The following is a 21,333-nucleotide window of genomic DNA, read 5'->3' on the forward strand; positions in this document are numbered from 1 at the left end:
GGAACAGATTTTGCTTATATTATTTTAATATATTTAGATTGAAGGCAGAAAAATCTAAATCAAGGAATTAATATGAGTATCTTTAGCATCAATGATAACTCAAACTATGGTTCTATACTTTCACAAGCAAAAGCTAATAAAGAAAGTAAAGAAAATTCTAAAATAAGTTTTACTAATGCTTTTTTAAAACAAAATGCTAGTAAATTAAATGAAATTCAAAATGCAAATTCACAAACTCTAGCAAGAAGTGAAGTATTAAATTCTACTAATACAACAAATACCAGCAATAATACTAATTTTAGTATAAGTAGTAAGACAAGTTCTCCTAACTATGATATATCAAGTGAATTTAAAAACTCTATTTATACTCTAAAATATAAACAAACAGATTTAAGCACTGATACAGCCTATGGTTATAGTGTAGATAAAGATGGTTATATGGGAAGTGATTTTAACAAAGCCGCAGGATTACCTGAAGATTTTAAGATACATAAATCTACTTTGGATGAGATAGAGAGGAAGGCTGAAAATAACTCTTATACTTCAGATATAAAAAAATATTTAGGTATAGATAAATATTATACAAACATAGATATGGCTGAAACCATAAAACAATACTATAATCAATTTAATCAAATTATTAATCATGCTTTTAATGATACCAATAAAACAAGTTTCACTGAAGCAGATATAAATTCTATGCCTAAGGGAATTAGTGAATTATCATCTGATAAAACTATAGGTATTATGCCGAAAAATTATGATAAGCTAACAATAACAAACTATTATAATACACAAGAGCAATATAATGAAGCAGAACAATTAGGAATGTTTGGGCATATTAATATAGGCTTACAACCATTAAATTTCACTCCGCAAAGTATGCAAACTCAAAATTTAGATAAAGACACTGCAATAGATACTTTTAATCCTGATATGTCAGTTTATCCACAAAATGAAGATGGAAGCTACTCTAAAGAAGCTTTGTTTATGAGTTTTTTAAAATCAACGGGTGTATCGCCAAGAGAAGGTAGTGCAACATTAAATCCTATAGCTAAGTCTTATGCTGAAGCTATGACTAAAGAAAGCTTTGATGGATCATTAACTTCCTTAGATGACATCATGACAGGCAAAGTGGATTTTGCAAGTTTGTTAAAAGGCTATGCACAAGAGGGTTGGCTTGATGCAGATATATATGCAATGGAAAAAGGAGTTAAATGGCAAAATACAAGTATAGGTTATGGTGGAGCTTGGTTTGATAATCAGTTTAATCAAGCAAAAGCTAATGGTTGGAAAGCAAGTAACCAAAGTATCAATTCTTATGTTGGATCTATAATGGATAGACTTAATAATCTTATAGGGCAGACTAGGGTTTAGGAAGTATTTGCACGAAGTCAAATTAAAAATGATGACATTTGCAAATACTTATGCAAATCACATAAAGCTAGGCGCATCGTTTGAAAAGAGTATCAAATCTCCATGTTTTGTTTCTTTAGCTAGAGTTTGAACTAGCTGACTCTTTTCTTTAAGTATAATGGTTTTTATTTTTAACTCTTTTTTGAAAATTTCAGCATTGATTTGTGCACTAATGATAGCAAGATCAAAACACTCATTGATGATTTTAGCAAGTTTTATATTTTCTTCTTCGCTTACTTCTACTATACCAGGACTTACTAAAACTTTGCGTCCTTTATAGCTTTTACAAAGTTTATAGCTTGTGCTCATACCTTTAAAATTTCCATTAAAACCATCATCTATGATAAATTTAGGCTCTCTTGAAAGCACTTGCAAGCGATGTTCTACGGAATTTATATTTAAAACTTGCTTTTGAATTTTTTCTAGTTTTATGCCAAGATAATGAGCACAAAGTATACAAACACAAAGATTTTGCGCATTAAAATCCCCTAAAATTTGACTTTTAAAATCATAGGATTTATTTTCTATATCGACTTTAAATTCTAAACCTTCAAGACTTGAATGAATAAGACTTAATTTCTCATCATAAAGGCTGATGAGTTTATCTCCTTCTTTTTGGGTGCTAGAGTGTAAAAAAGCCTTTTCTAGTCTTTTGGAATTTAAGGCTTCAAGTTTGGTTGAGAGGATATTTTCAACACTTTTAAAATACTCTAAATGTACATTGCCTATCTCTCCTACTATGCTGATGTGAGGTTGTAAAAAACGAGTGATTTCATCAATATCGCCTTTAAGTCTAGCACCTGCTTCAGCTATGTAAATTTGAGTATCTTGGCTTAAATTGTTATTGATATCAGCAACTATACCTAGCAAGGTATTGACAGATCGTGGTGTTTTGTAGCTTTTAAAGTCATCTTTTAAAAGTTCGTATAAAAAATTTTTAATACTTGTTTTTCCAAAACTTGCGGTAATGAGTATGATTTTTAAATTTTCATTGGCTCTTAGTTTGGCTTTGGCTTGTTTTTTATAATATAAATTTGTAAAAAACTCATAAATTTTAAGACTCAATAAAGCAAAAGGAAGACTAAAAAGATTAAAAAGAAAAGAAAAACGCAAAGCAAGGATGGTAAAAATAGCATTATAAACAAAAACAAAAACAAAAAACCATTTAACCTTACTTGTAAAAACAAGCTTTTTATCTATGCCTTTATTCCAAAAATACAAAATCGGAGTATGGATCAATGCAAAATATGCCAAAGAGTATAAAGGAAAAGCTAAGAATAAAAAATAAGGGATAAATAAAAAATACAAATGCCATAAAGGTTTATGATAATGAAAAAACACGCGTTTAAATTTATAAGAATACCATTGTAAAGCACTCATAAGATAAAAAGCTATGCAAAAATTAAAAAATAAAGAATTGATAAAATAAAGAGTATTGATAAGCATTTAAATTTCCTTAATTTTTTGAGCTATGAAAGCAGAATATTTTAAAAAGAAAAAATGATCCCCCTCTAAAGGATAAAAAGTGCTATTTTTTAAAAGTTGATGCATTTTTTCACCACAATACAAAGGCGTGGCTTCATCGCTTTTTCCCCAAAAAACCAAGCTTTTAGCCTTTTGCTTGGCAAAAATTTCACCAAAATCCTCATCAACAACATTTTTAAAGGTTTCATACATCATAGGGCTAAGATTTGCTCCATCTTTACTAGCAAAATAGCGATAAAATTTTCCCAAACCAAAGAGTTTTAAAATTTTAAAAATACGGATTTTAAAACGCACTTTTAGGGATTTTTTAGCTAAAATTCCTGCACTTGAAAGTAAGATTAGGGTGTCTTTTTCTTTTGCGAGTAGGGTGCTTACTTTTCCACCAAAAGAATGCCCCATGAAAAAACAGACATTGAGTTTTTTTTGTTTTAAAAAAAGTTCTGTGATATTGGCATAATCTTGAGTGTTTAAAATTTCTTCCACACTTGAATTTCCAAAACCCGCCAAATCCATATAAATTTGACAAAAGTCTTTCAAAAAAGGATAAAAACTTTGCTTCATAAGTTCTTTATTGGCTCCCCAGCCGTGTAAGATAAGTATTTGCGGTAAGGTAAGATCACCTAAAATTTCATAAGAAATTTGATAAGTTTTGTTTTTATAAGAAAGTTGAGTTTGAGCCATTTTAAGCCTTTTGATTTTTGTAGATATTTTCTAAAAGTTGCATGGCGTTTTGTAAGCGTTCAAATTCCTTCATGCTAAGCATTACAGCTTCAAATTTGTTATTTTTTAAAATAACTATTTTTCCACTTTCGCTTTTTTTGAGTTTTTCCATAATGGGGCTAAAATTTCTTACCACTTCGGTGGCAGTGTAAATTTCATCTTGTTTAAAAGAGAGCATTTTTCTTCCTAAAATACGCTAAATTTTATGTATAATTTAGCGTATTTTGACTTAAAAGCTTATAATTTTCCTTTTTGTCCGTTGATAGAGTGAAGGAAGTTGTAGCTGATTTTTATCATTTTTTCAAGTGAAATTTGATCAGCTAAAGCGTTTAAAGTAGTACTAAAATCTTTAAAAAGATAATTAGCCAAAGAACCAGGATTTGGGTTGATTTCATTTAAATATATTTCATTATCCAGTATAAAAAAATCGCAGCGTATTAAAGCACCTTTAAACAAAGGATTGTAGATCTTTTTAAAACTATCTTTGAGTTTTTCTTTTAATTCTTCGCTTAAATTTGCTTCTATAAGCTCATTGTGTCCTGAAAAGCTAAGATATTTTTGTTCAAAGTCTAAAAATTCTTTTTTCTTTGGCTCTTCTATGATGGAAAAAACAAACTCATCATTGATCATACATCCTGCAAGATTGTATTCTTTGATATTGTTTTTAAATTCTTCCACTACAAGATCATTATCAAATTCAAAACCTACATCTTTGGCGTATTCTAAATCTTTTTCATCTTTTACTATACTAATACCTATGCTACTTCCAAGTCTTGCAGGTTTGATAATGCAAGGAAAACTAAGCTTTTCTTTAGAGTTTTGCCCTTTTCTTACCATGGTATAATCAAGTGTTTTTACTCCAACGCTTTTGGCATAAAGTTTGGTAAGTTCTTTGTTGAAAGATAATACGCTGGCTTCAAGCCTAGGTCCTATAAATTTAATAGAATAAAACTCAAATAAAGCTGCAATTTTTCCATCTTCTCCATCTCTACCATGGATAAGATTGATCACGCACTCGCACTCTAGTTTATTTTCTTTTAAAAAGCCTTTGCTAAAAAAACCTCCTTGTTTGATGAAAAGTTCTTTTTCTTTTTTATAAGCTTTGGTGCTAAAAGTTTTAGAATTCATTTTTTCACTTGGGATATGATAAAATCTTCTTTCTTCATCACAAAAAATAAATTCTAAATTTTGATTAATAACTTTTTTAAGTACTACAGCACTTACTATACTGATCTCATGTTCATAAGAATTTCCGCCAAAAAGTATTGCAAATTTCATTTTATTCCTTTATCCTAGTTTTTTAAGAGCTTCTTTGATGAGTTCGCTTGTGCCTGTTGCTTGAGCACTTGCTAAAACACTTATGATTTTTTCTTGTTTAAAGCCTAGAGTAAGAAGTGCGGCTAAGGCTTCACTTTTATCATCGCTTACATTTTCAAGTTTGGTTTTTGTATCTGAAAGTTCTACTATAATGCGTTTCGCACTTTTTGGACCTATACCAGGTACTTTTTTAAGCACGCTTTCATCGCCTAAACTTAACGCTTTGTAAAAAGAATTTACATCAAGACTAGAGCATACCGCCATAGCAGTATTTGCACCCACTCCATTGACTTTTAAAAGCATTTCAAACATTTTTTGTTCATCTTTATCCAAGAAGCCATAAAATTTATTAGAATCTTCTTTGATGATTTGAGTAATAAAAAACTCATGCTTTTCTTGAGTTTGAATTTTAGCAGAACAAAAAAGCGAAATAAATATCCCATAGCTTAAACCACTAGCACATTTAACAATGATAAAAGTAGGTTCTTTTTTTGTGATTATTCCTTCGATGCCGACAACCATGCTATATCCTTTTCTTCATAATCTAATTTTTTATGTATTTCTATACTTTCTTGGTTGTTTTGTATGACTTTTTTAATACCTATAAATTTAGCACTTTCATTAACAAATGAAGAGTAAAAAATATCTTCTTTAGGTTCTAGAAGTGAAAATTTGATCTCATTCATGTCAGTCCATTTGCCGCTTTTATTTATAAAAGTTGCTTCAAAAAGCATTTTTTGCAAATTGATTAATTCTAATTGTAAAGATTTTTTGCGTTCAAGAAGTTCTTTTTCTTCATTTTGTAGTTTATTTAATTCAAGATTTTGTAAAGAGAAATCTTTTAGGGCTTTTTCGTATTGTATAGGAACATTTTGACCTTGATTTTTAAGTTCTGTTATCTTTTTTTCAACGCTTAAAATTCCATTTTTACTTGATAAAATGTATTGTCTTATTTTATTCATTTTATGATTTAACTTAGAAATTTGCTCTCCTAAAATCGCAAATTCTTCATCATAATTACTATCAAGAGTTTTAATTTTAGCATGAAATTTATTGTTATCCCCGTTGATGCGTTCTATTGTGGTGTTTTCAAAAAACACACAAGAATTATTACTTTCTAAATTTTCTATATAGATTTTATCAGCTTGTATATTTCCGCCTAAACTTTTTTTAATTCTCACTTCTTTAGCTTTGATTGTTCCACCTTCGAGCAAATCTATATTTAAAATTTCGGCTTCTACAAATCCTCTATGAGTTTTTATATAGGCTTGTTTGGCTTGAATTTTGGCTTTAGAATGTGTAGTGCCTTCAATTTTCATTTTAGCGGCATTAAGTTGAGTGTTGCTTCCTACGCTTCCGACTACATTTAATTCTTCACATTCTATCCCAACCCCAGAATTTACAGCATCTTTTACTTCTGAAAGAAATTTTATATTGATTTTGACATTTTTGTCTAGTCCAGCTCTTATAATCCCTATATTTTTAAAATCTACTCCATTAAAATCTAGTTCATTGGCAATATCAAATTTTTCACCATCTTGTACTACATAACCTTTTTTTAAAGCTATATATTCTGTGTATCCATCTTGCTCTACTTGTTTAAAAGCCGAAGAACAAGAAAATTTAACTTTATTTTCATTTGCGGCTAAAACTTTTAAGGTGTGTAAATTTAAGTCTTTTCCTTCTTTACCTTGTTTAAATTTGGCGTGTTTTAAAACAACTTCGTTTTCATCAACAACAATAATACCTGAGCGTTTTTCATCGATAGTGTAGTTTTTGGTTTTTTCTTTATAAGCCAAGATCAGGGATTCATCTTGACTTTCTATAGGATCAATACCTTGTGCAACGGTGATTTGTATAGTTTTATTTAAAGGGATGTTTTTATGTTGGTTGCAAAAAGACATTAAATTTTTCTTAAAATCAAAAATGCGGATACCTATTAAAAATTTAAGTTTCAACATCTTTTTATAAATATTTTGCAAAAGTTCTAGTGCTAGTTTTTCATGAAAGTCTAAATTTGTAAAATCAATTTGAGCAACTATTTTGGTTAAATTTTTATTTGCAACTAGTTTGACTGCTTGAGATGCTTTGCTTTGGTTTATACCGTGGAAAATTTCTATTTTGTATTCTTGCTTGATTTGAAGATCATTTTTTAAAAAAATTTCATCTTTATCAAAAAGAGTTAATTCTTTTTCAGAGATTTTTTCCCATTCTAAATCTCCAAAACGATATTGTGTAGAAAACGCCAATAAACTAAAATCAAGCTCATTTAAGCTAAGGTTTGTTCGTGAAGCTACGCTTAAAAGCTCTCGAGCTGGATTTTCTGTATAGGCAATAATTTTTTCATCCAAAGCCAAAACTTTCCCCTTGTAAAAAATTAAGAATGTAATTATAGTCAATTTTTAATCAATTTTAGTTAAAATAGTTCTCTTTATATTTTGAAATTTATGAAAAAATTTAATGAAGAGTTTAGTATTTAAAAATTTTATTATCAATGCTTTAGGAATTTTATTTTCAAGAATTTTAGGGCTTGCTAGAGATGTTTTAATAGCGCTTTTTTTAGGAGCAGGGCTTTATAGTGATATTTTTTTTGTGGCTTTAAAAATGCCTGCTTTTTTTAGAAGAATTTTTGCAGAAGGGGCTTTTGGACAAAGTTTTTTGCCTAATTTTGTAAAAGCGAAAAAAAAAGGAGCTTTTTGCGTTAGTGTAATGATGCAATTTAGCCTTATAGTTTTTTTATTTTGTCTTTTGGTAAGTTTTTTCTCCTCTTTTTTTACCAAGCTTTTTGCTTTTGGGTTTAACGCAGATACTATAGCTTTAGCGGCTCCTTTGGTGGCGATTAATTTTTGGTATTTGTTTTTTATTTTTTTAGTTACTTTTTTAGGAGCTATTTTAAATTATAGACAAAAATTTTTCATTACCTCTTTTTCTGCGGCATTATTTAACTTAAGTATTGTTATAGCTGCCTTTTTTGTGGATAAAAATGCACCGCAAAATACACTTTATTATTTTTCTTATGCAACGGTTTTAAGTGGGGTGGCACAGCTTATTTTACATTTGCTTGTTTTAAAAAACAATCCTGTAATACGTGCTATGACTTTAAGTATAAAATTTAAAAAAGCCAAGGCGAAATTACAAGGTTTTTATGGCAATTTTTTTCATGGAGTTTTAGGTTCTTCTGCGACTCAATTTAGCTCATTGCTTGATACAACTATAGCTAGTTTTTTAATGAGCGGGAGTATTTCTTATCTTTATTATGCAAATCGTGTCTTCCAACTCCCCCTGGCACTTTTTGCTATTGCTTTAACTCAAGTTTCTTTTCCAAAAATTTTAAAACATTTAAAAAGTGATCAAGAAAATTTAGCCTTAAAATTTATGCAAAGAGCATTAGCACTTTTAAGCATTTTGCTTATTGCTTCTAGTATTGTAGGTTCTGTGTTTGCTTTGGAAATTTCAAAGCTTTTATTTGAAAGAGGAAATTTCACTCACGAAGATAGTGTGATTACGGCTTATGTTTTGATTGCTTATCTTATAGGGCTTTTACCTTTTGGTTTGCAAAAGCTTTTTTCTTTGTGGCTTTATGCAAAATTTAAACAAAAAACAGCAGCTTGGATCGCGGTAAAATCTTTAATTATTAGTGCTTTATGTTCTATGGCTTTTATATTTTTGATTAAAGATGAAAGTTTAAAGGTTATTGCAGTGGCACTTTCAAGCTCTATTAGTGCTTTTTATTTGCTTGGAGCTAATATCAAAGAATTTGGTTTTAAGAAATTTTTTGCTTTAATATCTATTAAAATTTGCTTATTGGTTATAGTTGCTTTGATTGTTTTTACGATCTTACTTATTTTGATTAAACCTTATATTTTAAGTTTTTTTATAGGAATTTTTACAAGTTTTAAAGGAGTTTTTTAATGAGATTATTAGATAGTGTAACAAAAGAGAAAATAAAACTTGATAAAAAAGATATTAGTATTTACTTATGCGGGCCTACGGTTTATGATGATGCACATTTAGGACATGCAAGAAGTAGTGTTTGTTTTGATCTTTTGCGTAGAGTTTTACTTGCTCAGGGCAATAGGGTAAAATTTGCTAGAAATTATACAGATATTGATGATAAGATTTTGAAAAAAATGACACAAAGTGGTCAAACTTTAGAGGAAATTACGGAATTTTATATCAAAAGTTATGAAGAGGATATGAGGGCTTTAAATGTATTAGATCCTGATTTTAAACCTCGTGCAACGCATTATATAACAGCTATGCTTGATTTGATTAAAAAGCTTGCTAAGGATGGGTTTGTTTATACTCTAGAAGATGGAATTTACTTTGATACAAGTAAAGATGAAAAATATTTAAGCCTATCAAATCGCAATTTAGAAGAAAATATTTCTCGTCTAAGTAATGAAGTGCAAAAAAGAAATGAAAGCGATTTTGTGCTTTGGAAATTTGATGAAAATTTTTACGAAAATGAATTTGGCAAAGGGCGTCCAGGTTGGCATACTGAATGTGTTGCTATGATTGATTCTATTTTTGAAAATACTCTTGATATACATGCTGGAGGGATAGATTTGCTTTTTCCTCATCATGAAAATGAAGCTGCGCAATGTCGTTGTGGATGTAAGAGAAAATTAGCAAATATTTGGCTTCACAATGGTTTTGTAAAAATCGATGGCGAAAAAATGAGTAAAAGTTTAAATAATAGTTTTTTTATAAAAGATGCTTTAAAAGAATTTATGGGCGAAGCTTTAAGATTTTATCTTTTGAGTTCTCATTATAGATCTCATTTTAATTATTCTTTATCGGATTTAGAAAATGCTAAAAAACGTTTAGATAAATTTTATCGCCTTAAAAAAAGATTGGATTTAGGTGAAATTTCTGATTTTGATGTTTTAAATGATATTGAAATAAAAAGCGAAATTGCTAAGCAAATTTTAGAGATTTTAAATGATGATTTAAATGTTTCTAAAGCCTTGGCTCTTTTGGATGATTTTATCAGTAGTGCAAATTTAGAGTTGGATAAAGAAAGCAAAAATAAAATTTTAAAACAAAATATCAAAGAAGCTTTAAGTGAGCTAGCTAAAATTTTTGGCTTTGGTTTTATGGATACAACTTTATATTTTCAATGGGGTGTAAGCAAAGAAGAACGAGAAGAGATTGAAAAGTTAATTTTAGAAAGAACTGAGGCTAAGAAAAACAAAGATTTTAACACAGCTGATGCAATAAGAGAGCAATTAAATAGTAAAAAAATCACTCTTTTAGATACTCCAAATGGAACAATTTGGGAGAAAATAAATGCATAATGAGATGAATTTAAAAGAGGTTTTAATACGCTTTAAGCCCTTTTATAAAAGATATTGGAAGCAATTTGCTATAGCTATTTTTGGTATGATTTTAGCAAGCGGAGGAACTGCTGGAAGTTTTTATGCTTTAGAGCCTATTTTAAATTATATTTTCGTTGAAAAAAATGAAGCTTTACTTTATACAGTGCCTTTTTTGCTAGTATTGATGTATTTTTTTAAAAATCTTGGAACTTATTTACAAAGTTTTTATGTTTCTTTTATAGGAACAGATATGTTAAAAGTATTGCGTGCTAGGGTTTTGAAAAATATTTTACGCTTGGATATGGATTTTTTTAAACGCTATAGAAGTGGAGAGCTTGTAAGTCGTTGTACTAATGATATTAATGCGCTTCAAAGCATAGTATCAAACATTATTCCTGATTTTTTTAGAGAGCTTTTAACTGCTATAGGACTGCTTGCGGTAGTCTTGTATCAAAGTCCTACTTTAGCTTTTTTTGCTTTAGTGATTTTGCCTTTAGCTATTTTTCCTTTGGTGTGGTTTGCTAAAAAACTTAAAAAATATGCAAGAAATATACAAGAAACAAATTCGGATTTACTTTCTTATTTGGGTGAAATTTTTTCAAATATTGAATTGATCAAAGCTAATGATAATGAAAAAAAAGAAAGTGATAAATTTGCTAAGCATAATGATGCTTTATGTAAATTAAACCTAAAATCCGCACGTATTGATGCGCTTACAAGTCCTTTAATGGATATGATAGGCTCTGTTGGGGTTGCTGTGGTGATTATTGTAGGAGGTAGAGAGGTTATCAATGGTTCTATGAGTGTGGGAAGTTTTATTAGTTTTGTTTCAGCACTTTTTGCGATATATACTCCTTTAAAGCGTCTTTCGTCTTTATATGGAAAACTTCAAGGTGCTGTTGCGGCAAGTGAAAGAACTTTTTATTTATTGGATTTAGAACCTCAAATTAAAGGTGGAAGCAAAGAATTAAAAAACATTGAAAAAATTAGCTTTGAAAATGTTGAATTTGCTTATGAAAACCCGCATAAAAGTGTTTTAAAAGGCGTAAATTTTGATTTTGTTAAAGGGCAAATGCTTGCTCTTGTAGGGACAAGTGGGGGTGGCAAATCTTCTATTATTAATCTTTTGATGTATTTTTATGAAAAGCAAAAAGGTAAAATTTTACTCAATCAAGAAGATATTAGCACTTTTACTATAGAAAGCTTACATGCTAAAATAGGACTTGTAACGCAAAATATTTATCTTTTTAATGATAGCTTTGCTGCAAATATTGCTTATAGTGAAGAGTTAGAAGAAGAAAAAGTCGTTCAAGCTTTAAAATTGGCCAATGCTTGTGAATTTGTTAAGGAAATGGGCGGGATTTGGGCTGAAGTGAAAGAACATGGTAAAAACTTAAGTGGAGGACAAAAACAAAGAATAGCAATCGCTAGAGCTTTATATAAAAATCCTGATGTGCTTATTTTTGATGAAGCAACTTCAGCTTTGGATAATGAAAGTGAAAAAGCAATAGTTAAAACTATAGAAAATTTAAAACAAGACAGATTGATTTTAGTGGTTGCACATCGTTTAAGCACTATAGAAAATGCAGATAAAATAGTAGTATTGGATAAGGGCAAGGTATTGGCAATAGGTAAAGATGAAGAGCTTTTACAAACTTGTTCTTTATATCAAAAATTTAAAAGCAAAGAAAAAACAAAGCCTAGCTTTAGTTAATTTTAGTTAGAATTTCAAAAAGGATTAAAAAATGGCTTATGAAATGATAAAACCTTTACTTTTTAAGTTAAACCCTGAGCATGTACATACTTTGGTTGAATATAGCTTAAGAGCTTTAAGTGCTAGTTTTCCAGGATCTTTAAGTTTTTTAGCACATAAATATATAGTTGATGATGAGAGTTTAAGGCAAAATTTACTTGGACTTGATTTTAATAATCCTGTGGGTTTAGCAGGGGGCTTTGATAAAAATGCCACTATGATAAGACCTTTGAGTGCTTTAGGATTTGGCTTTTTGGAAGTGGGAACTTTTACTCCAAAACCTCAAGAAGGCAATGAAAAACCACGCCTATTTAGACTTGTAAAACAAGAAAGTATACAAAATGCTATGGGTTTTAACAACGAAGGTGCTGAAAAGATCGCTTTAAGACTTGTAAAAACTTATCCTTTCGTTTTACCTTTAGGGGTAAATATAGGGAAAAATAAAATCACTCCAAATGACAAAGCTTTGGAGGATTATTTTACTTTATTTAGAGATTTTAAGGATTTGTGTGATTATTTTATCGTTAATATCTCATCTCCTAATACTAAAAATTTAAGAGAGTTACAAAATGATGATTTTTTAAATACCTTGCTTGAAGAAGCCAAAAAAATTACTTCTAAGCCTATTTTGATAAAAATTGCTCCTGATATGAAAATAGATGATGCTTTAAATTTATGTGAAAATGCTATTAAAAAAGGTGCAGATGGGTTTATATTAGCCAATACTAGTGTTGATTATAGCTTACTAGATAATAATCGTACTTTTGGTGGTATTAGTGGAAGGTTGATTACAGAAAAAAGTGGTATTTTTTTCAAAGAAGTAGCTAAAATTCTTTTTGGCAAAACCTTGCTTATTGCAAGTGGAGGGATTGATAGTGCTGATATTGCTTATGAGCGTATTAAAAATGGGGCTAATTTGGTGCAAGTTTATACAGCTTTGATTTTTAAAGGTCCTTCTTTGGTAAAAAATATCAATCAAAATCTTATAGAGCTTTTAAGAAAAGATGGTTTTTTACACATTAGCGAAGCTGTTGGGGTAAATTTAAAATGATTGCTTATGAAAAAATTCAATTAAAAAACAAGCTTGAAGTTTATGCTTTGCCTGTAAATAAAAATAGCGATGTGATTAGCGTTGATATTTTTTATAAAGTGGGTTCAAGAAATGAGATCATGGGAAAAAGCGGCATAGCTCATATGCTAGAACATTTAAATTTTAAAAGTACTAAAAATTTAAAAGCTGGCGAATTTGATGAGATTGTTAAGGGTTTTGGTGGTGTGGATAATGCAAGCACAGGTTTTGACTATACTCATTATTATATTAAATGTGCGAAGAAAAATTTAGATAAAGCTTTGGAACTTTTTGCAGAACTTATGGAGAATTTAAATTTAAAAGATGAAGAATTTCAGCCTGAAAGAGCAGTGGTTTTAGAAGAGCGTAGATGGAGAACAGATAATAATCCTTTGGGATATCTTTATTTTAGGCTTTTTAATCACGCATTTATGTATCATCCTTATCATTGGACTCCTATAGGTTTTTTTAAAGATATAGAAAATTGGAGTATTGAAGATATTAAAGAATTTCATAGTATTTATTATCAACCTAAAAATGCGATTTTACTTGTAAGTGGCGATATAGAAAGTAAAGAAGTTTTTGAGCTTTCAAAAAAACATTTTGAAAAGATTAAAAATACTAAGACTATACCTAAAATTCACACAAAAGAGCCTAAGCAAGATGGAGCAAAAAAAATATATTTGCATAAAAACTCAGATACTGAACTATTAGCCCTTGCTTATAAAATTCCAAATTTCAAGCACAAAGATATACCTGCTTTAAATGCTTTATCCGAGCTTTTAGGAAGTGGGAAAAGTTCTTTAATGAGTGAAATTTTGATTGATAAATTAAATTTAATCAATGATTATTATGCTTATGTTAATGATTGTATAGATGACAATTTATTTATTTTTATTTGTAATTGTAATCCCAATGTTAATGCAGAAAAAGTAGAAAAAGAACTTTTAAAAATCATTGATAAACTTAAAATGGGTAAAATTTCTCAAAAAGATTTGCAAAGAGTGAAAAATAATGTCAAAAGCGATTTTATTTTCTCACTTAACAATGCTAGTGCAGTGGCAAATATTTATGGTTCATATCTAGCAAGAGGAGATATCAATCCTTTGTTAAATTATGAGAAAGATATACAAAATTTGGAATTAAAAGATTTGATTTCTTGTGCTAAAAAATATTTTATTCAAGAAAATTCAACTACGGTAATTCTAAGAAAGGATTCAAATGGATAAAAATATTATTATTGGGGCAATGACGGCCCTTATTACACCGTTTAAAAATGGAAAAGTTGATGAGCAAAGTTATGCAAGATTGATTAAAAGGCAAATAGAAAATGGCATCGATGCAGTAGTTCCAGTAGGAACAACAGGAGAAAGTGCAACTTTAACCCATGAAGAACATAGAACTTGCATAGAAATAGCCGTTGAGACTTGTAAAGGAACTAAAGTTAAGGTTTTAGCAGGTGCGGGAAGTAATGCAACTCATGAGGCAGTGGGTTTGGCTAAATTTGCTAAAGAGCATGGTGCTGATGGGATTTTAAGTGTGGTACCGTATTATAATAAACCTACGCAACAAGGACTTTACGAGCATTATAAGGCTATTGCGCAAAGTGTAGATATTCCTGTGCTTTTATATAATGTTCCAGGAAGAACAGGTTGTGAAATTTCAACGGATACTATTATCAAGCTTTTTAGAGATTGTGAAAATATTTATGGAGTAAAAGAAGCGAGTGGAAATATCGATAAGTGTGTGGATTTGCTTGCACACGAACCTAGAATGATGCTTATTTCAGGGGAAGATGCGATCAATTATCCTATACTTTCAAATGGTGGAAAGGGAGTGATTTCAGTAACTTCAAATTTATTACCCGATATGATTAGCGCTTTAACTCATTTTGCTTTAGATGAAAATTATAAAGAAGCTAAAAAAATCAATGATGAGCTTTATAATATCAATAAAATTTTATTTTGCGAAAGTAATCCTATTCCTATTAAAACGGCTATGTATTTAGCTGGATTGATAGAAAGTTTGGAATTTAGACTTCCTCTTTGTTCTCCAAGTAAGGAAAATTTTGCTAAAATTGAAGAAGTGATGAAAAAATATAAGATCAAAGGATTTTAATGAATACAGAATTTCAAGGAAAAACTTTAGTGATTAGCGGTGGAACTCGCGGGATAGGCAAAGCTATAGTTTATGAATTTGCTAAAGTGGGTGCAAATATAGCTTTTACTTATAATTCTAATGCGCAAATTGCTGATGAAATGGTTCAAGATTTGGAGAAAAATTATAAAATCAAAGCTAGAGCTTATGAGTTTAATATCTTAGAACCTGAAACCTATAAAGAACTTTTTGAAAAAATTGATGTGGATTTTGATAGAGTGGATTATTTTATCTCAAATGCTATCATTTCAGGACGTGCGGTTGTAGGTGGCTATACTAAATTTATGAAGTTAAAACCAAAGGGAATTAATAACATTTTTACAGCCACAGTAAATGCTTTTGTTGTGGGCGCACAAGAAGCAGCTAAAAGGATGGAAAAAGTAGGGGGTGGAAGCATTATTTCTATCTCATCTACAGGAAATTTAGTGTATATAGAAAATTATTCAGGTCATGGTACAGCAAAAGCCGCTGTAGAAGCTATGGCAAGATATGCGGCTACTGAACTTGGAGAAAAAAATATCCGTGTAAATGTCGTAAGTGGTGGGCCTGTTGAAACTGATGCTTTAAGAGCTTTTACAAATTATGAAGAAGTAAAACAGGCTACTATAAATTTAAGCCCTTTAAATCGCATGGGGCAGCCTGAAGATTTGGCTGGAGCATGTCTTTTTCTTTGTTCAAGTAAGGCAAGTTGGGTGACAGGACATACTTTCATCGTTGATGGTGGTACAACTTTTAAATAAAAATTAAGAAAAATCAATGGATTTTTCTTAAAAATGTTTTTCAATCAAGTTTTAATTTCCACCCTAAAAAAACACTTAATAATGCAAGTAAAAAAATAAAATTTAAAGTCCAATTACCAAAACCTATAAAACCTATAGATAATACGCTGTAAAAAAATCCTCCTACAGCTGAATAAATACAAATCGTACTTAAAGATCCATTTTCTGCCATTTTTTTACATGGGCAGATTTTATAAAATTTTTTATCATTAAATTGATTTTTCTTTTTATTTCCCAAAAATAAACCAAAAAGGGCAAAAAGATTTAAAAAAATAAAAGCATATAATAAAATTTGATCTAATTCCATTTTAATATACCTTAAAAATATCTAAGCCAAGAGGGTAGATGGACTTGCTCTTCTTTTAAAGTAGTTTCTTGTCCATGTCCTGGCAAAAGTTTAAAATCTTCTTTGTAAGTCATAACTTTTTCTAAGCTTTGTTTCATTAAATTTGCATCTGAATAAGGAAAATCCCATCTTCCTATGCTTCTATAAAATAAAAAATCTCCACTAAACATGATATTTTTACCTACAATTTCTATCATAGTGCAACCTGGTGTATGTCCTGGTAAAAAGTGAAATTTAAAGTCAAGTCCGCCTATAGAAATGATATTTTCATCATCAATCAAATAATTCGCTTTGCTAGGCATAAAACCTTGATTAAAAGGATCTTCAAGCATAAAAGTATCATTTTTATGAATATAAATGGGGATTTGATAGGCTTGTTTTACTTTTTCATTATCCCAAACATGATCGTAATGTCCGTGAGTGTTTAAAATCGCTAAAGGATTTTTTACATGTTTTTTGATGAAATTTAGCGCATCAAAACCAGGATCAATTATAATTTCTCCATGCTCACCAAATAAAATATAACAATTTGTCTCATAAGCTCCACAAGCTTGTTTGATAATTTGCATTTTTTGCCTCTTTAATAAAAAATTTGCCTTAAATAAATATAATTATACATTAAATTTTTAAAAGGCAAGCTTTATGGATTGGCAAAAGATTACGGAAAAAATGTGTGATTTTATACAAGAAAAAGTGAAAAATTCTCAAAGTCAAGGTGTGGTTTTGGGGCTTAGTGGCGGGATTGATTCTGCTTTGGTAGCAACGCTTTGTAAAAGAGCTTTAAAAGAGAATGTTTTTGCTCTTTTAATGCCAACTCAAATTTCAAACAAAGCCAATCTTGAAGATGCTTTAAGGCTTTGTGCGGATTTAAATCTTGAATATAAAATCATAGAAATTCAAAGCATTTTAGATGCTTTTATAAAGCAAAGTGAAAATACCACTCTAGTATCTTTGGGAAATTTTGCAGCGCGTATTAGAATGAGTTTGCTTTATGATTATTCTGCTTTGAAAAATTCTTTAGTCATAGGCACTTCTAATAAAAGCGAATTGCTTTTAGGTTATGGTACGATTTATGGGGATTTAGCTTGTGCTTTTAATCCTATAGGATCGCTTTATAAAAGTGAAATTTATGCCTTAGCAAAATACCTTAACTTGCATGAAAATTTCATCAAAAAAGCTCCAAGTGCGGATCTTTGGGAAAATCAAAGTGATGAGGCGGATTTAGGTTTTTCTTATGCAAAAATCGATGAAGGTTTAAAAGCTTTAGAAACTAATGATGAAAAACTTTTAAGAACGCTTGATCCTTCTTTGATTGCTATGTTAAAAAATCGCATGCAAAAAAATGCTTTTAAGGGAAAAATGCCTGAAATTTTGGAAATTTAAACAATGAATGAAGAAAAAAATTATGAACTTTGGCTTGATAATTATTTTTTTAAGCCCAATTTTTGGCAAAAATGCCTTGCTTTTATACTTTTACCTTTAAGTGTGCTTTATGCTTTTTTTGCGATTTTAAATACTTTTTTTCGTAAAAAAATAGTTTTTAAAAAGCCTGTTATTAGCGTTGGTAATTTAAGTTTTGGAGGTAATGGAAAAACCCCGCTTTGTAAAGCTATAGCAAGGGAATTTGATGGCGTTTTTATAGTACTTAGGGGCTATAAAAGAAAGTCTAAAGGTTTGTTTGTTGTTAAAAATCAAAATGAAATTTTATGCACCTTAGTACAAAGTGGCGATGAAGCTATGGAGTATGCTTTTGAAGAAAATATCAAAGGTGTGATTGTGAGTGAAGATAGAGTAAAAGGTATTGAAAAAGCCTTTGAATTGGGAGCTAAAATCGTTGTACTCGATGATGCTTTTTCTAAATTTCATATTAAAAAATTTGATATTTTGCTTGAAAGCAAAATCAAACCTTATTTTGATTTTACTTTACCAAGTGGAGCTTATCGTTTGCCAAAATTTTATGAAAAAAGGGCTGATTTTATTGCATTAGAAGGCAGGGATTTTGTGCGTTATTCTTTTGTAAAAGAAAATCCAAAGGCTGTTTTGGCAACTGCTATTGCTAAACCTTTTAGATTGTATGAGCATTTTATCAAAGCAAGGGCTTGTTATTTTTTTAAAGATCATTATGAGTTTAAAAAAGAAGAATTAGAAAATTTGCTAAAAAAACATAATTGCGATACACTAATGCTTACTTTTAAGGATTTTGTTAAAGTTAAAGATTTTGGTTTTAAATGTCAAATTATAGAATTAAATATAGAATTAAAAGATTCATTAAGGGAAAAAATAAAAACTTATATCAAGGAGTTTGAGCAATGAAATTAGTCGAGAGTAGAAATGTAAATAATGTATCAAGTTTTAAGGAAGCTTTGATTAACCCAAACGCCCCAGAAGGAGGGCTTTACTCGCCTTTAAATTTGCCTATTTTTGAAGGAGAAAAATATGCCAATTTGTCTTATAAAGATTTTGCTTTAAAGCTTATAGAAAGTTTTGGTTTTGGCGAAGAAGAGCTTTTTAAAAAGGCTTTGAAAAGTTACGAAAGCTTTGATGATAAAAATACACCTATTTCTTTGCAAAAAATCTCTGAAAAAACCTATATTAACGAGCTTTGGCATGGGCCTACAAGAGCTTTTAAAGATATGGCTTTACAGCCTTTTGGCGTGCTTTTAAGCGAATTTTCAAAGGATAAAAATATTTTAATTATTTGTGCTACGAGCGGCGATACAGGACCTGCAACCCTAAAAAGCTTTGAAAATGCAAAAAATGTTAAAGTAGCTTGTATGTATCCAAAAGGTGGCACAAGTGGAGTTCAAGAGTTGCAAATGCGAGCTTTAGATAAGGATAATTTGAAAGTTTTTGCTATAGATGAGGATTTTGACGCAGCGCAACGCACTTTAAAAGAATTGCTTTTTTCAAAAGATTTTCAAAACAAAATTAAAGCTTTAAATTATGAGCTTTGCGCAGCGAATTCTGTAAATTTTGGGCGTATTTTATTTCAGATTATTTATCATTATTATGCGAGTTTAAAACTTTTTAATGAGTTTTTAGAAGAAGTACAAATCATTGTTCCAAGTGGAAATTTTGGCAATGCTTTAGGAGCTTTTTATGCTAAAAAAATGGGAGCTAAAATTTCAAAAATCAAAATCGCTTCAAATGTGAATAATATTTTGAGTGAATTTTTTAATCATGGCGTTTATGATTTGCGTGAAAAAAGTCTTAAGAAGACTATTTCTCCAGCTATGGATATACTTATTTCATCTAATATCGAAAGACTTTTGTTTGCGAAATTTAAAGATAAAAGAACCAAAGAACTGATGAATTTGTTGAAAAATGAGAGATATTTTAAACTTGAAAAAGAAGAATTGCAAAGTTTACAAGAAGATTTTGAGGCGGATTTTTGCACCGATGAAGAATGTATGCAATTTATCAAACAAAGCAAGATTTTAATCGATCCGCACACCGCAACTTGTTTTAAAATGCTTGATCCTTTAAAACCTAGCATTATTACCTCTACAGCAGAATGGACAAAATTTACTCCAAGTATGATAAAAGCTTTATACGATAGGGATTCTAAGAATGAAAAAGAAGATTTAAAATTTATAGCTAAAGAGTTTAATGTCCAAGTTAAAGATGAAATTTTGGCTTTATTTGACTTGAAAAATAGCGATGAAAAGGTATTTGAAGCCAAAAATATAAAAAAAGAAATTTTAGATTGGATGCAAAAATGATTATTATCCCTGCAAGATTAAAATCAAGTCGTTTTCATGAGAAAATTTTATGTGATGTAGGTGGAGTGCCTATGTTTGTGGCTACTGCAAGAAGGGTAAGTAGTGTGGATGAAGTTTGTATAGCTTTAGATGATGAAAAGGTTTTAAGTATCGCTAAAGAATATGGTTTAAATGCAGTTTTAACAAGCAAAAATCATGAAAGCGGTACGGATAGGATTAATGAAGCTTGTAAGAAACTATCTTTAAAAGATGATGAGATTATTATCAATGTCCAAGCTGATGAGCCTTTTATAGAATGTGAAAATTTATTAAAATTTAAAGAATTTGCAAGTTCTTGCTTGGATAAAAAAGCTTTTATGGCGAGTTGTTATAAAAAAATCACTCAAGAAGAAGCTATGGATTCTAATTTGGTTAAAGTGCTTTGCGATAAAGAAGGATATGCTTTGTATTTTTCAAGAGCTAAAATCCCTTATGAAAGAGAAAATTACGAGGAAAGTTTTAAAGGGCATTTAGGCATTTATGCTTATAGTGTAAAAGCTTTAAGAGAGTTTTGTTCTTTATTAAGTTCTGCACTTGAAAGAGCGGAAAAATTAGAGCAATTAAGAGCTATAGAAAATGGTAAAAAAATCAAAATGCTTGAAATTTCAACAACAAGCATGGGGATTGATACCAAAGAAGACTATGAAAAGGCTTTAAAAATTTATTTAGAAAAATAACTCCACCCCAAAACGGAACAGATTTTGCTTATATTATTTTAATATATTTAGATTGAAGGCAGAAAAATCTAAATCAAGGAATTAATATGAGTATCTTTAGCATCAATGATAACTCAAACTATGGTTCTATACTTTCACAAGCAAAAGCTAATAAAGAAAGTAAAGAAAATTCTAAAATAAGTTTTACTAATGCTTTTTTAAAACAAAATGCTAGTAAATTAAATGAAATTCAAAATGCAAATTCACAAACTCTAGCAAGAAGTGAAGTATTAAATTCTACTAATACAACAAATACCAGCAATAATACTAATTTTAGTATAAGTAGTAAGACAAGTTCTCCTAACTATGATATATCAAGTGAATTTAAAAACTCTATTTATACTCTAAAATATAAACAAACAGATTTAAGCACTGATACAGCCTATGGTTATAGTGTAGATAAAGATGGTTATATGGGAAGTGATTTTAACAAAGCCGCAGGATTACCTGAAGATTTTAAGATACATAAATCTACTTTGGATGAGATAGAGAG

Annotated in this window: 21 protein-coding genes; 13 read left to right on the forward strand and 8 right to left on the reverse strand. The window is 29.7% G+C overall.

The features are described from left to right. The first annotated feature begins 72 nt into the window (after window positions 1–72). Window positions 73–1,377 (forward strand): Cj0814 family flagellar-dependent secreted protein, encoded by a 1,305-nt coding sequence (locus AJ882_RS00290; RefSeq protein WP_011049782.1) that lies wholly within the window; start codon window positions 73–75, stop codon window positions 1,375–1,377. A 57-nt stretch (window positions 1,378–1,434) separates the two neighbouring features. Here AJ882_RS00290 and AJ882_RS00295 read toward each other — a convergent pair whose 3' ends face one another. The 6 genes from AJ882_RS00295 to AJ882_RS00320 are packed head-to-tail and all read right to left on the reverse strand — an operon-like array spanning window position 1,435 to window position 7,295. Beyond that, entirely contained in the window at window positions 1,435–2,862 is a 1,428-nt protein-coding gene (locus AJ882_RS00295) for a Mur ligase family protein (RefSeq protein ID WP_002867949.1), read from the reverse strand. After that, complete coding sequence (locus AJ882_RS00300) at window positions 2,863–3,582, reverse strand: alpha/beta fold hydrolase (protein ID WP_002867950.1); 720 nt, start codon at window positions 3,580–3,582, stop codon at window positions 2,863–2,865. A 1-nt stretch (window position 3,583) separates the two neighbouring features. After that, the gene (locus tag AJ882_RS00305) at window positions 3,584–3,799 is read right to left on the reverse strand and encodes a type II toxin-antitoxin system Phd/YefM family antitoxin (protein ID WP_002852622.1); all 216 of its coding nucleotides are present in this window, start codon (window positions 3,797–3,799) and stop codon (window positions 3,584–3,586) included. A gap of 59 nt (window positions 3,800–3,858) precedes the next feature. Beyond that, entirely contained in the window at window positions 3,859–4,899 is a 1,041-nt protein-coding gene (locus AJ882_RS00310) for a D-alanine--D-alanine ligase (RefSeq protein WP_002869413.1), read from the reverse strand. A gap of 9 nt (window positions 4,900–4,908) precedes the next feature. Next, window positions 4,909–5,460 (reverse strand): Holliday junction branch migration protein RuvA, encoded by a 552-nt coding sequence (gene ruvA, locus AJ882_RS00315; RefSeq protein WP_002856927.1) that lies wholly within the window; start codon window positions 5,458–5,460, stop codon window positions 4,909–4,911. Then, a complete protein-coding gene (locus AJ882_RS00320) occupies window positions 5,436–7,295 on the reverse strand; it encodes a flagellar assembly protein A (RefSeq protein WP_002902800.1) in 1,860 nt (619 codons plus the stop codon). Before AJ882_RS00320 ends, ruvA begins: the two co-directional genes overlap by 25 nt. A 103-nt stretch (window positions 7,296–7,398) precedes the next feature. Here AJ882_RS00320 and murJ point away from each other — a divergent pair, with 103 nt between their 5' ends. Genes murJ through AJ882_RS00355 form a run of 7 tightly spaced genes read left to right on the forward strand, consistent with a single transcriptional unit; the run spans window position 7,399 to window position 15,978 of the window. Beyond that, window positions 7,399–8,850, forward strand: a complete 1,452-nt coding sequence (murJ, locus tag AJ882_RS00325; protein WP_002875835.1) for a murein biosynthesis integral membrane protein MurJ — start codon at window positions 7,399–7,401, stop codon at window positions 8,848–8,850. Beyond that, window positions 8,850–10,238, forward strand: coding sequence for a cysteine--tRNA ligase (gene cysS / locus AJ882_RS00330; protein ID WP_002867954.1), 1,389 nt, complete (start codon window positions 8,850–8,852; stop codon window positions 10,236–10,238). Before murJ ends, cysS begins: the two co-directional genes overlap by 1 nt. Further along, entirely contained in the window at window positions 10,231–11,973 is a 1,743-nt protein-coding gene (locus AJ882_RS00335) for an ABC transporter ATP-binding protein (protein WP_002860769.1), read from the forward strand. Before cysS ends, AJ882_RS00335 begins: the two co-directional genes overlap by 8 nt. A gap of 31 nt (window positions 11,974–12,004) precedes the next feature. Beyond that, window positions 12,005–13,063, forward strand: coding sequence for a quinone-dependent dihydroorotate dehydrogenase (locus AJ882_RS00340; RefSeq protein ID WP_002867955.1), 1,059 nt, complete (start codon window positions 12,005–12,007; stop codon window positions 13,061–13,063). Further along, a complete protein-coding gene (locus tag AJ882_RS00345) occupies window positions 13,060–14,310 on the forward strand; it encodes a M16 family metallopeptidase (protein ID WP_014517241.1) in 1,251 nt (416 codons plus the stop codon). Before AJ882_RS00340 ends, AJ882_RS00345 begins: the two co-directional genes overlap by 4 nt. Then, a complete protein-coding gene (dapA, locus tag AJ882_RS00350) occupies window positions 14,303–15,199 on the forward strand; it encodes a 4-hydroxy-tetrahydrodipicolinate synthase (RefSeq protein ID WP_002867956.1) in 897 nt (298 codons plus the stop codon). Before AJ882_RS00345 ends, dapA begins: the two co-directional genes overlap by 8 nt. Then, window positions 15,199–15,978 (forward strand): enoyl-ACP reductase, encoded by a 780-nt coding sequence (locus tag AJ882_RS00355; RefSeq protein WP_002867957.1) that lies wholly within the window; start codon window positions 15,199–15,201, stop codon window positions 15,976–15,978. The genes dapA and AJ882_RS00355 overlap by 1 nt, the downstream gene beginning before the upstream one ends. A 40-nt stretch (window positions 15,979–16,018) precedes the next feature. Here the strand turns inward: AJ882_RS00355 and AJ882_RS00360 are convergent, their stop codons facing one another. Together AJ882_RS00360 and AJ882_RS00365 are read right to left on the reverse strand one after the other, a co-directional pair. Beyond that, window positions 16,019–16,324 (reverse strand): hypothetical protein, encoded by a 306-nt coding sequence (locus AJ882_RS00360; RefSeq protein ID WP_002867958.1) that lies wholly within the window; start codon window positions 16,322–16,324, stop codon window positions 16,019–16,021. Window positions 16,325–16,335: 11 nt separating this feature from the next. Continuing rightward, the gene (locus AJ882_RS00365; protein WP_002867959.1) at window positions 16,336–16,932 is read right to left on the reverse strand and encodes an MBL fold metallo-hydrolase; all 597 of its coding nucleotides are present in this window, start codon (window positions 16,930–16,932) and stop codon (window positions 16,336–16,338) included. A 73-nt stretch (window positions 16,933–17,005) separates the two neighbouring features. Here AJ882_RS00365 and AJ882_RS00370 point away from each other — a divergent pair, with 73 nt between their 5' ends. From AJ882_RS00370 to AJ882_RS00390, 5 genes are all read left to right on the forward strand, one after another. Next, complete coding sequence (locus AJ882_RS00370; RefSeq protein WP_002857155.1) at window positions 17,006–17,746, forward strand: NAD+ synthase; 741 nt, start codon at window positions 17,006–17,008, stop codon at window positions 17,744–17,746. A gap of 3 nt (window positions 17,747–17,749) precedes the next feature. Next, window positions 17,750–18,676 (forward strand): tetraacyldisaccharide 4'-kinase, encoded by a 927-nt coding sequence (locus AJ882_RS00375; RefSeq protein WP_002867960.1) that lies wholly within the window; start codon window positions 17,750–17,752, stop codon window positions 18,674–18,676. Further along, window positions 18,673–20,085 (forward strand): threonine synthase, encoded by a 1,413-nt coding sequence (gene thrC / locus AJ882_RS00380; protein ID WP_002860775.1) that lies wholly within the window; start codon window positions 18,673–18,675, stop codon window positions 20,083–20,085. Before AJ882_RS00375 ends, thrC begins: the two co-directional genes overlap by 4 nt. Beyond that, complete coding sequence (gene kdsB, locus AJ882_RS00385; RefSeq protein ID WP_002860776.1) at window positions 20,082–20,801, forward strand: 3-deoxy-manno-octulosonate cytidylyltransferase; 720 nt, start codon at window positions 20,082–20,084, stop codon at window positions 20,799–20,801. Before thrC ends, kdsB begins: the two co-directional genes overlap by 4 nt. Before the next feature lie 86 nt (window positions 20,802–20,887). Further along, window positions 20,888–21,333, forward strand: a 446-nt coding sequence (locus AJ882_RS00390; RefSeq protein WP_410002273.1) for a Cj0814 family flagellar-dependent secreted protein, incomplete at its 3' end; no start/stop codon positions are given.

The organism is Campylobacter sp. BCW_6461, from assembly GCF_001762735.1.
Classification (GTDB): domain Bacteria; phylum Campylobacterota; class Campylobacteria; order Campylobacterales; family Campylobacteraceae; genus Campylobacter_D; species Campylobacter_D jejuni.